This is a genomic window from Halanaerobium kushneri, from assembly GCF_900156285.1.
Taxonomy (GTDB): Bacteria; Bacillota; Halanaerobiia; order Halanaerobiales; family Halanaerobiaceae; genus Halanaerobium; species Halanaerobium kushneri.
Genome location: NZ_FTNC01000042.1, coordinates 1 through 12,752, shown reverse-complemented (window position 1 = coordinate 12,752; position 12,752 = coordinate 1). Strand labels below are relative to the sequence as shown.

Genomic DNA, 12,752 nt, shown 5'->3' with positions numbered 1-12,752 from the left:
TAGCATATAATTTATTCCATTTATATATCTACAGAAATTTAAGAACTTTTGATTTTAAAAAAGATACTAAAAAGATATTTTTAAGAAGATTTTACAGAGGAATTATCCGCTTAAATGAACCACTATATTATCCAGGAGCTTCTTCAGGATAATATCTGAATTTGTTCAGTTGGTTATAGAACTGCAAAGCAAATATGCTAAAAACCTTCCATTTCAATGGGGGAAAGGGGGTTCTGTATCTTATTTGAGCTGATTTTAGTGTAGAAAATACTGTTTAAAGTAATATTCTCTCTTTTTTATTTTTTAAAAATCATTTGCGGAATCTCTGCAGTAAATTAACCTCTCTTGTAAAATGCTGTAAAAAATGATATAATTATTAATAAATATTAGCAAAATTTAAGCTAGGAGATACTAATAATGGCAAAACCTAAAAAGTACTATCTATGTCAGGAATGTGGTTATAAATCAGTTAACTGGATGGGTAAATGTTCTAACTGTGGTTCCTGGGATAGTTTTGAAGAGGTTATTGAGGATAAATCAAATGTTAAAAATAATAAATATGCTCTGGAGAGGGAGGAGAAAGAGCCTCAACCAATTACAAAAATTTCATCGGTTAAGAGACAGCGTTATCAAACAAATATAACTGAACTTGATCGAGTACTTGGTGGGGGTATAGTTTCTGGCTCTCTGATATTACTTGGTGGAGCCCCTGGTATCGGTAAATCAACACTGATACTTCAGGTGGCTTCTCTTTTTAGTCAAAAATATGGGAAAACTCTGTATCTTTCCGGAGAAGAATCAGCTTCTCAGATCAAAATGAGAGCAGAACGTTTAAATTGTATGGAAGAAAATTTAAATATTTTAGATGAAAGAGATTACATGGTTTTAGAAAATCATATTTCTAAAAACAAGGATTATTCACTTATTGTTGTCGATTCTATTCAGACAGTACACATTCCAGAATTGGATGCAGCACCTGGTAATCTTACACAGATAAAAGAGGTTACAAACCGACTGGTTAAACTTGCTAAAACTACTGAAATTCCAGTTGTTTTAATTGGTCATGTAACAAAAGAAGGTGAGCTGGCCGGTCCTAGAGTTTTAGAACATTTAGTTGACACAGTACTGCAGTTTGAAGGCGATAATTATCATCTTTATAGAATGCTGAGGGCAAAAAAAAATCGCTTTGGTTCGACCAATGAAATTGGTGTTTTTGAAATGAAGGAAAATGGTATTAATGAGGTAGCTAATCCGTCCAGTTTTTTTATTAATGAGAGATCTGCTGATGTTTCAGGTTCGATAATCACACCGGCCCTGGAAGGAAGTAGAGTTCTTCTGGTTGAAGTTCAGTCTCTGGTTACTGATGCGGCTTTCCCTTCTCCTCAAAGACTGGCTAAAGGAGTTGATTACAAAAGGTTATCTCTGCTCCTGGCTGTGCTTGAAAAAAGATTGGGAGCTAATTTTAAAGAGCATGATGTTAATTTAAATATTACGGGAGGATTAACTGTAGAAGAGCCGGGACTTGACCTGGCAATTATAGCAGCAGTAGTTTCCAGTTATAAGGATATATCTCTTGCTAAAGATCTAGCGGTAATTGGAGAAGTTGGTCTTGGGGGTGAGGTACGAGCAGTTGGGCAGGTAAAAAAGAGAATTAATGAGTTAAAAAAACTTTCTTTTAAAAAAGTTATTATTCCGGCAGCAAATGCAAAGAATATTGCCTTTGATCCTGAAATTAAAATAGATGCAGTTAAAGATATAGCTGAATTTGTAAAAATCATTTTAAACTAAATCATTATGAAAAGAGGTGAAGTAGTGGAAGAAATTGATGGTAAATTACTTGATATCCTTAAAGTTTTAGCTCCAGGAACACTTTTTAGAGATGGGCTGGAAAACATTTTGAGAGCTCAGACAGGTGGTTTGATTGTGGTTAGCGATAAAGAAGATGTGCTTGATCTGGTTAATGATGGTTTTCAAATTGAAACTTCTCTGTCTCCTGCCAGGTTGTATGAACTTGCCAAAATGGATGGAGCGATAGTTCTTGATCAGGATGCTGAAAATATTCTTTTTGCCAATGCTCAGTTGATTCCGGATCCGACAGTCAAATCTTCCGAAACTGGAACAAGACATAAAACTGCTGAAAGAGTAGCTCGCCAGACTGGAGAACTGGTTATTGCCATTTCTCAGAGAAGATCAATTATTACTATTTATAAGGGTGATTCAAAACATATTTTAGAAGATATCAGGGTTGTGCTGGTTAAAGCGAATCAGGCAATTCAGACTCTGGAAAAATATCGCTCTGTTTTTGACCAGGCCCTCACTAATTTGAGTGCTTTAGAATTTGAAAATCTAGTTACACTTTCTGATGTCGTTACAGTTATTCAAAGAACAGAAATGGTTTTAAAAATTCAGCGGGAAATAGAAAAGTATATCTCTGAATTAGGATCAGAGGGAAGACTAATTAAAATGCAGCTGGAAGAACTTGTTAGCAATGTTAAGGAAGAAGGTATTCTGCTGATTGAAGATTATATTTCAAAAGAACTGGAAGAAGACACATCTGATCCAGAAAAAGTATTAGAAAATCTCACTGATTGGTCTTCTGATGAAATCTTGACTTTAAATACTATCAGTAAAGCACTTGGTTATAGCGGCAGTGTCAACGCTCTTGATGAAACTGTTTCACCAAGAGGATATCGTATTATGCGTAAAATACCGAGGTTACCAATGCCGGTTATAGAGAACTTAGTTGAGCACTTTGAAAACCTACAGGAAATTATTAGAGCATCAGTTGATGAACTGGATGATGTTGATGGAATTGGAGAAGTAAGGGCACAGGCAATTAAAGATGGATTGCGTCGTCTCCGCGATCAGGTTCTGCTTGACAGACATATTTAGCACACTTCGTTATAACTTAAACTAGAAAGTGGTCAAATTGACTGACGCTTTTTAAAATGATATAATTATAAGGTGGATTTTTATTGCTTTCATAAAAGAGGAGTGGATAAGATGTATAAAATTGGTGATAAAGTCGTTTATCCAAATCATGGTGCAGGAACCATTGTTGGCATTGAAACTAAGACTATTTTAGATGAGAAAAAAGAATATTATATTATGAAACTTCCTATTGGAGAAATGAAAGTTATGATTCCAGTTGATAAAATTGATAAAATTGGTATTCGCGATGTTATTTCTGAAGAAAAAGCAGATGAAGTATTTGAATTGTTAAATGGTGAAAAAAGTAAGATGTCTCAGAATTGGAATCGCCGTTTTCGTGCTAATCAGGAAAAGTTAAAAACTGGTGATATATTTGAAGTAGCTGAGGTTGTTAGAAACCTGAGTATTCGCGACCGGGAAAAAGGACTTTCCACAGGTGAGAAAAAAATGTTGAGCAATGCTCGGCAGATATTAATTAGTGAACTTGTTCTGGCAAAAGATATGGATGAAGAAAGCATTTCGGAGAAAATGGATGATTTATTTACACTTGACGAAGAAGAGCTTGATTCTTAATAAATAACTTTTGGGGGAGGGGGTGAGATGATGCTAAAAAAGATAATGCGCTTAATTTTTGGGGTTTTTGGCGGTGTTATCTCTTATCATTTAGTTGATATTTTCGGTTTTTCGAATGAATATTCTTTTAGCTGGCAAAATATCGGGGAATTCTTTTTAACAAAACAATTTTATGCAGTTCTTTCCGGTGCAGTTCTGGGTTATTTTTTATTGTTTTATTTATTAGATAAATTACTTAATTTTATTATGGAACTTGAGTTGAGATTTAAAGATTTAACCTGGAAAAAAATTGTGATAGCGGTTATTGGTTTAATAATTGGTCTTATAACTGGTGCTATTATTAATTTTATATTTCCTATTCCTCAAATACCTCGTATTGGTATGCCTCTACAAGTTTTTATTAATATTACCTTTACTTATATGGGTTTTGCCCTTGCTATTCATAAAGAAAAGGATATATCATCTTTTTTATTTTCCAGGAAAAAAGATGACATTGATTGTCCACAGCTAAAGACTGGAAGTGACAAAATTTTAGATACCAGTGTAATTATTGACGGTCGAATTTATGATATCTGTAACACTGGTTTTATTGAGGGACATTTTATTATTCCTGAGTTTGTTTTAGAAGAATTGCAGCATATAGCTGATTCTGCAGATGATTTAAAAAGAAATCGAGGTCGTCGAGGTCTCGATATTTTAAGACAGATGCAGAATGATGATCAGATTATGGTGGAAATAATTGATTATGATTTTGAAGAAATATCAGAGGTAGACAGTAAATTAGTTAAGCTGGCCCAGGTTATCGAGGCAAAAGTTTTAACAAATGATTATAATTTAAATAAAGTTGCCGAATTACAGGGAGTGAATGTTTTAAATATCAATGAGCTGGCAAATGCTGTTAAACCTGTTGTTTTACCCGGTGAAGAAATGGATGTCAAAGTTATTAAAGAGGGTAAAGAAAATGGACAGGGAGTAGCCTATCTTGATGATGGTACTATGATTGTTATCGAAGAAGGTATTAAATATATGGGGGATGACATTTCAGTACTGGTCACCAGTATTCTACAGACAGCTGCTGGACGGATGATATTTGCGCGCCCTAAAACAAACTAAAGGATGATTTTGATGTCAGAGATTGGAGTTTTAATTCCAGCTGCCGGTAAAGGAAGCAGAATGGGAAAGAAAATTAATAAACAATTTTTAGATTTACTGGGGAAACCAGTAATATATCACACAGTAAAGACTTTTCTGGACTGGCAGCGTGATTTTGAATTAAATATTGTATTAGATCCTCAAGAAATTGATTATTTCAAACAAAATATATTGCCTCTCTTTGCAGATGTTGAAATTAGTTTAGTTGCTGGAGGAAAAAGCAGAAAAGAATCAGTTAATAATGGTTTAAAAAGCTTTAGTGACAAAGTTAAGTATGTTATAATACATGATGGTGCTCGACCTATGCTAACGAAAGATTTAATTGAAAAGAGTTTTCAGGCAGTAAAAAAATACGATGCTGTCAGCTGTGGAGTAAAGGTTAAAGATACTATAAAAGTAGTGGAAAATTCTTTTTCTAAAAAAACTCTTGATCGCAATTCTCTGCGAGCAATTCAGACTCCTCAGGCATTTAGCATAGAATTAATAAAAAAAGCACATAAAAATTATGATAAAGAAAAAGCACTTGATGACGCTTCTCTGGTTGAAGAGTTAGGTAAAAAAGTGTATATTGTTGAGGGAGATTATAATAATTTTAAAATAACTACTCCAGAAGATCTAAAGCCGGCAGAAATAATTCTAAAGGAGCGGATTGATGTTTAAAGTTGGTTTTGGTTATGACAGTCATCGATTTGATGAAAATAGGAAACTTTTTTTAGGTGGAGTTGAAATAGATTCGGATTATGGACTTAAGGGTCATTCTGATGCGGATGTTTTATTACATGCTTTAATGGATGCCCTGCTTGGGGCAGTCGGAAGTGGTGATATTGGTAGTCATTTTCCGGATGGTGATCCGAAGTTTAAAAATATAAGTAGTCTAAAGCTGCTTAGTGAAGTAAAAAAAGAAGTATCAAGAAAAAATTTTGTGATCAATAATTGTGATTTAGTAGTTGTAGCAGAGAAACCAAAATTAAAACCCTATCGCAAAAGAATAACAAGTTCAATAGCCGAAAATTTAAACCTGGATTTACAGGATATAAATTTTAAGGCGACAACTAATGAAAAAATGGGCTTTACTGGCCGGAGAGAAGGTATGGCAGCATATGCTGTTGTAAGTGTAGTGGAGAAGGCATTGTGGCAGTTTTTAAATAAGCTGAACAGGAAGGGAGTATTAGATGATGTTAGTAAAGAATATAATGACAAATGATCCAATAACAATTAATCCAGATGCAACAATTATGGAGGCAGAAAAAATGCTTTCTATTAATAAAATCGGTAGATTGTTAGTGGAAGAAAACGAAAAAATAATAGGTATGCTTACAGACGGGGATATAATTTCAGAGAAAAATTTAGAGGCCCCTGTAAGTGAGTTTATGTCTGATGATTTAATTATTATTAATGAAAATAGTACAGTTCAGCAGGCGGCAAAAAAGTTATCTGATAATCATATTGGAGGACTGCCTGTTTTTAATGATAAGCAAGAATTAGTGGGGATTGTTACCTCTGAAGATATAGTTTATGGTTATTTAAAAGATGAAGAGGAAGAAATGGAAATGGAGAAGAAAACTATAACTCCAGAAAGTTCAGCCATTTATCTTTCAATGACCCGAAGTCGTGATTATGAAGAATACTGGCTTAAAAAAATTGAAGGCTATGGCTATCGGGGAGCTATAACTCAGACTGGTGCCAGTGCTGAAAAACTGCCAATTAAGCTGCGGGAAAGTACAACTGTAGCAGCAATTGCCAGAGGTGTAATTAGTGAAAATTCTCGCGAAAAAATGGCTGTTTCCAATGCGGTTAAGGATGCTTACAGCCAGCTGGACCTTGTTAATCCAGGTCTTGGTGGCGGTTTTAAAATAGCAGTTGTTCGTGGTGATGGACATGTTTCTGTGGCTATTTTTGGTAAGTTTGGACATGCACTTGTTGATGGCCCTGAACAGTTAACTGTTGGTACAAGTGTAATATAATATAAATGTAAATTTATTTAGGAGGAATTATAAGGTTATGAGTAATAATATAAGATTGCGTTTTCCCCCAAGTCCGACTGGGAAAATTCATATTGGTAATATGCGTACTGCTCTTTTTAACTGGCTTGTTGCCAAACAAAAAGGTGGAGAGCTGGTTTTAAGGATTGAGGATACAGATCAGGCAAGGTCAACTAAAGAATTTGAAGAAATAATTATTAAGGAAATGAAATGGCTTGGTCTGGATGCAGACGAAGGTGTTGGCATTGGAGGCGATTATGGTCCCTATCGCCAGACAGAACGAATTGAACTTTATCAGGAATATGCTGATAAACTTTTAGAAACAGGTCATGCTTATAAATGTTATTGCACAAAGGAAGAATTAGATCATATGAGGCAGAAGGCTATTGATAATGATGAGATGCCTCGTTATGATGGCTCCTGTCGCAATTTAACTGAAGAAGAAAAAAAGGATTATGAAGCAGAAGGCCGGGAACCCGTGCTGCGTTTTAAATTGCCCGAACAGGAAAGAGAAATTGTTGTAGAAGATTTAATTCGTGGTGATGTCAGTTTCAACTCTTCTGTTTTAGATGATTTTATTATCTTTAAATCTGATGGTATGCCTACTTATAATTTTGCAGTAGTAATAGATGATGCTCTTATGAAGATCTCGCATGTGATTCGAGGTGAAGACCACCTTTCCAATACCCCAAAACAGATTTTGATTTATGAAGCATTAGGTTTTGAATTGCCCAAGTTTGCCCATTTACCTTTAATTTTAGATGAGAACAAGGCAAAACTAAAAAAGAGAGGTAAAGACTCTGTTTATATTGGAGAATTTAGAGAGCAGGGATATTTACCCGAAGCCCTGTTTAATTTCATGGCTCTTTTGGGATGGTCAACCGGAGATGAGGAAGAAATTCTTTCTCAAAAAGAAATTATAGATCGCTTTGCTATTGAGGATGTCAATAAAAGTGGAGCAGTTTTTGACCGAGAAAAATTAAACTGGATGAATGGTAAATATATTAGAGCAGCTGAACTTGATAGGATTTTTGAGTTATCCTTACCATTCTTAATCGAATCTGGTCTTGTTGAGCAGGAGTATTTGGAAAATAATAGAGAGTGGCTTGCAAAAGTTATTGATGAAAGCAGAACTGGAGTTGATTATTTATCACAAATTCCAGCAGAAGCAGAATTGTTCCTGACTGAAGTTGAATTTAAAGATCCGACAGCAGCAGCACAGGAATTTAAAGGCGAAGATGTAAAATTAGTGTTCGAAACTTTAAAAGATAAAATTTTTGCCAGAGAAGAATTAACTCCAGATGCTGTAGGAGAAATTTTTAAAGAATTAAAAAATGAGCTTGATGTTGGTGGGAGAACAATTTATCATCCTACTAGACTGGCAATTACAGGTAAGACTTCTGGTCCTGAAATGACCAGCGTCATTTCCATTTTTGGAGCTGAAGAAATTGCCCGCAGACTTGATGCAGCTCTGAAACTGGCTAAAAACAATTAAAAAAAGAGATAATAAAAGGGTCTTCTCTGAGGGAGAAGGCTCTTTTTTAGAAATAAATTGTATTTTATTAAGTGTCATTAAAAAAGGTAGGACCAGAAAGGAGTGAGTAAATGCTTAAAGTATACAATACTTTAACAGGTGAAAAAGAAAAATTCGAGACTGTAGAAGCTGGTAAGGTGAAGATGTATGTCTGTGGATTAACTGTTCAGAATTATTCTCATATTGGTCATATTAGAAGTGCAATTAATTATGATGTAATTAGAAGATTTCTTGAATATTCAGGCTACGAAGTAGATTATATTTCGAATTTTACTGATATTAATGAGAAAATTGTTAAAAGAGCAGAAGAAGAAGGTTTAACTCCATCAGAACTGGCTGATAAATATGCTAATGCATTTTTAGAGGATATAAGAGAGTTTAATATTAAAGCAGCAGATAAATATCTTCGGGTAAGTGAAAATATAGATGAAATAATTGAAATGGTAGCAACTTTGATTGAAAAAGGTTATGCTTATGAGGTAAATGGTAATGTTTATTTTAGTGTTGAAAGTTTTGATGATTATGGTAAATTATCCGGACGTAGCCTAGAGGAAATGCAGGCAGGTGCCCGAATTGCAGTTCAGGAAGACAAAGAAAACCCTCTTGATTTTGCTCTCTGGAAAAAAGTCGAAAAAGGAGAAGGTTGGGATAGTCCCTGGGGTGAAGGTTGGCCGGGATGGCATATTGAATGTTCGGCAATGTCAATGAAGCGATTAGGCGCTACCTTTGATATTCATGGTGGTGGTGTAGATTTGATTTTTCCTCATCATGAAAATGAAATTGCTCAATCTGAAGCTTACAGTGGGGAGAGATTTGTTAACTACTGGCTGCACAATGGGACAGTTAATTTAAGTGGAGAAAAGATGTCTAAATCTCAGGGTAATTTCTTTACCAGTCGAGAAGTTTTAAAAGAATTTAGTGGTCAGGAAGTAAGATATTTTCTTTTAACTAGACATTACAGAAGTCCGATTGATTTTTCTTATGAAAAATTAGAGGAAGCCAGAACTTCACTTGCAAGAATTAAAAATACACGCAGTCAGCTGGCAAAGGTATTAAGTCTGGATATTAATTCAGCTTCTAGAGAAGGATCAGGCAAAAAGTTTTTTGAAAGAGTTATTGAAAAGCAGAAAACCTTTATTGAGGCTTTAAATGATGATTTTAATACAGCTGAAGCGATTGGAGTTTTACATGATTTAGTTGGAGAAATTAACAGTTATATTAATCAAAAAGAATTTACATTAAATGAGAAAAATTTTGCTATTCTGGAAGAAACAGAAGAAGTATTTTTAGAATTAGCTGAAATTTTAGGGTTAGAGTTTGAAATAGAATCAGACTCTGTAGTTGATAATGATTTAGTAGAACCTTTAATTAATTTATTAATAGAATTGAGAGAACAGGCAAGAGAAAATAAAAATTGGGAAGAGGCGGATTTAATTAGAGACAGACTTAAAGAAATAGGAATTGAAGTTACTGATACTCCTCGGGGAGTAGAATGGAAAGTAAAAGAAAAAATTAAAGCTAAAAATAATATACGTAAGATAACAGAATAAATTTAGAAATTATTGACATAGAGGAGAATTCAAATGGAAGTAAGGCCCAGAGCAAAATTGATTAACTTTAGTGAGAATCCTGAAAAAAATGTAGCTTTAGCTGCACGGCTCTGTTATTCTGAAGATGGGGCTGAGGAACTGGAAGCAAAAATGACTCAGGCTGATATGAACAAATTAGTTAGAAAAGTTGTTGGTCTGGGGCATTATTCGACTCTGGAACATACATATTTTTATTTTCATATTGTCTGCAGTCGGGTAGCCAGTCATCAGCTTGTTAGACATAGAATTGGAGTTTCTTACAGTCAGAGATCTCAGAGATATGTTAAAGAAGATAATTTTGATTATATTACCCCACCTAAAATTGCCAAAAACAAAAAGGCTGCTGAAAAATATAAAGAGTGGATGGAACAGGGAAGAAAAATCTATAATGATATGCTTGCTGAAGATATTCCCGCAGAAGATGCTCGCTTTGTTCTTCCTACAGTTAAAACAAATTTAATGGTTTCATTTAATGCTCGATCTTTGTATCACTTCTTTAGTCTTCGCTGTTGTAGTAGAGCTCAGTGGGAGATTAGAAGTCTGGCAAATCAAATGTTAAAACAGGTAAAAGATGTAGCACCTGTATTATTTGAGAAAGCTGGTCCTCCCTGTGAAGCTGAAGGTCAATGTCCAGAAGGGGAAATGTCCTGTGGGCGTATAGATTCAATAAAAAAAAGGAATGATAAATAAATGCCAAAGATTGAAGGAAGAAATCCGGTTTATGAAGCACTTAGAGGGAAAAGAAGAATACATCGCATATTCATCCAGGAGGGTATTTCTGCTGAGGTTATTGATAACATTTTAAAACTAGCTGCAGAAAAAAACATACCTATAAGCAGAATTTCAGCAAGGAAATTGGATGAAAGTGCCCGATCTCATGCCCATCAGGGAGTTATTGCTGAAGCTGATTCTCTGCCAGAATATGGACTGGCAGATATAATTGAGATTAAAAAAAATAAAGAGGGGGACTCACTGGTTGTAATCTTAGATGAGATAAAGGATCCCCATAATTTTGGTGCAGTAATTAGAACTGCTTATGCAGCTGGTGCTGATGCGGTAGTTTACCAGGATCGAAGAGCAGTCGGGATTACACCAATAGTCCTTAAAGCAGCAGCTGGGGCGGCAGAGCACATTCCCCTGGTAAAAGTTTCTAATATAAATTATGCTATTCGAGATTTGAAAGAGGCCCATTTTTGGATTGCAGGTGCTGATGCTGCAGCAGAACAGACACATTTTGAAGCTGATTTAAGTGGGTCAGTTGGACTGGTTATTGGTAGTGAGGGGAGTGGCCTTAGAAGACTGGTTAGAGAAAACTGTGATTTCCTGGTCAAAATACCAATGGAGGGAGAATTGGGTTCCCTCAATGCTTCTGTAGCAGCTGCTATTATAATCTACGAAATTTTCCGTCAACACGGAGAAGATATTTCTTGACGAAAGTTTTTTTAGCAAGTATAATAGTAATGTAATGGATAAGGGAGGGGATTCTGGTTGAAGATGAATGCTCATGAACTCGATTTTGATGATATCAGTTTTGAGGAGTATAAACAGATGTCTGATGATGAACTTGTCGAACTGGTACATCAGGGGGATATGGAAGCTCAGGAAACTCTGATCAAGCGTTATAAAAACTTTGTGCTTGCTAAATCACGCTCTTATTTTTTAGTAGGAGCTGATAGGGAAGATATTGTCCAGGAAGGTATGATTGGTCTTTATAAAGCAGTGCGTGATTATAAGATTGAGAGATTGGCTTCTTTTAGGGCTTTTGCAGAATTGTGTATTACCCGTCAGATTATTACTGCAATCAAAGCCGCTACTCGCCAGAAACACCAGCCTTTAAACACCTATATTTCTTTAAATAAGCCGATCTATGATGAAGAATCTGATAGAACCCTTCTGGATATTTTAAAAGGTGGTAAATTATCCAATCCGGAAGCTCTATTTATAAGTAATGAGACCTATGATTTAATTGAATCTGAAATTTCTTCAATGTTGAGTGATTTAGAGTTTGATGTTTTACAGGAATATTTGGATGGTAAATCATATCAAAAAATTGCTGAAAGCCTGGATAAACATGTTAAATCAGTTGACAATGCACTACAGAGAGTAAAAAGAAAATTAGAAGTATTTTTAGAAAAGCATAATATTTAGATTTTCTAATTTGCTTCTGGTTAAAATAAATATGGCTGTCATTAATGACAGCATTCGGCCTGCAGCCGCCAGGCCTTTTTTGTGGATATTTTATCCTGATGGCTACATAAAAATAAGTTAAATTTTTAAGGGGGAAGAAAAGAAAATGGCAAAAGCAAAATTTGAAAGAACAAAACCACATGTTAACATAGGAACAATAGGACATGTTGACCATGGAAAAACAACACTGACAGCAGCTATCACAAATGTGTTAGCAAACTACGGTGGAGCAGAAGTAAGAGCATTTGATTCAATTGATAACGCTCCAGAAGAAAAAGAAAGAGGAATTACAATTGCGACCTCTCACGTAGAGTATGAAACAGAAACAAGACACTATGCTCACGTAGATTGTCCTGGACACGCTGACTATGTAAAGAACATGATTACAGGTGCAGCACAGATGGACGGAGCAATCTTAGTAGTATCTGCAGCAGATGGACCAATGCCACAGACAAGAGAGCACATTCTTTTAGCTCGTCAGGTTGGCGTACCATCAATCGTAGTATTCTTAAACAAAGCAGATATGGTAGACGATGAAGAGTTAATCGAACTTGTAGAAATGGAAGTAAGAGAACTCTTAAACGAATACGAATTCCCAGGAGACGATATTCCAGTAATAGTAGGATCAGCATTAAAAGCTGCCGAAAATGGAGATCCTGAAGGAGAATGGGGTAAGAAGATCATTGAGCTTATGGATGCAGTAGATAGCTACATTCCAGAGCCAGAAAGAGATACAGAAAAGCCATTCTTAATGCCAGTAGAGGATGTATTCTCAATCACAGGACGAGGAACAGTGGCAACAGG

13 protein-coding genes are annotated in these 12,752 nt (G+C 35.3%); all 13 read left to right on the top strand.

Translation table 11 applies throughout. The features are described 5' to 3' along the window. Window positions 1-417 precede the first annotated feature (417 nt). Entirely contained in the window at window positions 418-1,788 is a 1,371-nt protein-coding gene (radA, locus tag BW929_RS14740) for a DNA repair protein RadA (protein WP_076546229.1), read from the top strand. A 24-nt stretch (window positions 1,789-1,812) separates the two neighbouring features. After that, complete coding sequence (gene disA, locus BW929_RS14735) at window positions 1,813-2,892, top strand: DNA integrity scanning diadenylate cyclase DisA (RefSeq protein WP_076546228.1); 1,080 nt, start codon at window positions 1,813-1,815, stop codon at window positions 2,890-2,892. Window positions 2,893-3,003: 111 nt separating this feature from the next. Next, window positions 3,004-3,504, top strand: coding sequence for a CarD family transcriptional regulator (locus tag BW929_RS14730; protein ID WP_076546227.1), 501 nt, complete (start codon window positions 3,004-3,006; stop codon window positions 3,502-3,504). A gap of 30 nt (window positions 3,505-3,534) precedes the next feature. Next, entirely contained in the window at window positions 3,535-4,617 is a 1,083-nt protein-coding gene (locus tag BW929_RS14725) for a PIN/TRAM domain-containing protein (protein WP_076546231.1), read from the top strand. A gap of 12 nt (window positions 4,618-4,629) precedes the next feature. Next, window positions 4,630-5,316 carry a 2-C-methyl-D-erythritol 4-phosphate cytidylyltransferase gene (gene ispD, locus BW929_RS14720; RefSeq protein ID WP_076546226.1) on the top strand — a complete coding sequence of 229 codons (687 nt, stop codon included), beginning with the start codon at window positions 4,630-4,632 and terminating at the stop codon, window positions 5,314-5,316. Beyond that, on the top strand, window positions 5,309-5,860 hold the full coding sequence (gene ispF, locus BW929_RS14715; protein ID WP_076546225.1) for a 2-C-methyl-D-erythritol 2,4-cyclodiphosphate synthase: 552 nt from the start codon (window positions 5,309-5,311) through the stop codon (window positions 5,858-5,860). The genes ispD and ispF overlap by 8 nt, the downstream gene beginning before the upstream one ends. After that, a complete protein-coding gene (locus tag BW929_RS14710) occupies window positions 5,829-6,620 on the top strand; it encodes a HutP family protein (protein WP_076546224.1) in 792 nt (263 codons plus the stop codon). Before ispF ends, BW929_RS14710 begins: the two co-directional genes overlap by 32 nt. A 37-nt stretch (window positions 6,621-6,657) precedes the next feature. Beyond that, window positions 6,658-8,133, top strand: coding sequence for a glutamate--tRNA ligase (gltX, locus tag BW929_RS14705; RefSeq protein WP_076546223.1), 1,476 nt, complete (start codon window positions 6,658-6,660; stop codon window positions 8,131-8,133). Between the two features lie 110 nt (window positions 8,134-8,243). Continuing rightward, window positions 8,244-9,722, top strand: coding sequence for a cysteine--tRNA ligase (cysS, locus tag BW929_RS14700; RefSeq protein WP_076546222.1), 1,479 nt, complete (start codon window positions 8,244-8,246; stop codon window positions 9,720-9,722). A gap of 33 nt (window positions 9,723-9,755) precedes the next feature. Further along, entirely contained in the window at window positions 9,756-10,451 is a 696-nt protein-coding gene (gene thyX, locus BW929_RS14695; RefSeq protein WP_076546221.1) for an FAD-dependent thymidylate synthase, read from the top strand. Further along, complete coding sequence (gene rlmB / locus BW929_RS14690; protein WP_076546220.1) at window positions 10,452-11,192, top strand: 23S rRNA (guanosine(2251)-2'-O)-methyltransferase RlmB; 741 nt, start codon at window positions 10,452-10,454, stop codon at window positions 11,190-11,192. It abuts the gene before it with no gap. Between the two features lie 63 nt (window positions 11,193-11,255). After that, on the top strand, window positions 11,256-11,909 hold the full coding sequence (sigH, locus tag BW929_RS14685; RefSeq protein ID WP_076546230.1) for an RNA polymerase sporulation sigma factor SigH: 654 nt from the start codon (window positions 11,256-11,258) through the stop codon (window positions 11,907-11,909). Window positions 11,910-12,054: 145 nt separating this feature from the next. Further along, on the top strand, window positions 12,055-12,752 hold a 698-nt coding region (locus BW929_RS14680; RefSeq protein ID WP_143414060.1), incomplete at its 3' end, for a GTP-binding protein.

Bases quoted from the DNA above. Each gene is read 5' to 3' on its own strand.
- radA (WP_076546229.1), top strand. From the start codon at position 418: ATGGCAAAACCTAAAAAGTACTATCTATGTCAGGAATGTGGTTATAAA.
- BW929_RS14730 (WP_076546227.1), top strand. From the start codon at position 3,004: ATGTATAAAATTGGTGATAAAGTCGTTTATCCAAATCATGGTGCAGGA.
- BW929_RS14725 (WP_076546231.1), top strand. From the start codon at position 3,535: ATGCTAAAAAAGATAATGCGCTTAATTTTTGGGGTTTTTGGCGGTGTT.
- ispD (WP_076546226.1), top strand. From the start codon at position 4,630: ATGTCAGAGATTGGAGTTTTAATTCCAGCTGCCGGTAAAGGAAGCAGA.
- ispF (WP_076546225.1), top strand. From the start codon at position 5,309: ATGTTTAAAGTTGGTTTTGGTTATGACAGTCATCGATTTGATGAAAAT.
- BW929_RS14710 (WP_076546224.1), top strand. From the start codon at position 5,829: ATGATGTTAGTAAAGAATATAATGACAAATGATCCAATAACAATTAAT.
- gltX (WP_076546223.1), top strand. From the start codon at position 6,658: ATGAGTAATAATATAAGATTGCGTTTTCCCCCAAGTCCGACTGGGAAA.
- cysS (WP_076546222.1), top strand. From the start codon at position 8,244: ATGCTTAAAGTATACAATACTTTAACAGGTGAAAAAGAAAAATTCGAG.
- thyX (WP_076546221.1), top strand. From the start codon at position 9,756: ATGGAAGTAAGGCCCAGAGCAAAATTGATTAACTTTAGTGAGAATCCT.
- rlmB (WP_076546220.1), top strand. From the start codon at position 10,452: ATGCCAAAGATTGAAGGAAGAAATCCGGTTTATGAAGCACTTAGAGGG.
- sigH (WP_076546230.1), top strand. From the start codon at position 11,256: ATGAATGCTCATGAACTCGATTTTGATGATATCAGTTTTGAGGAGTAT.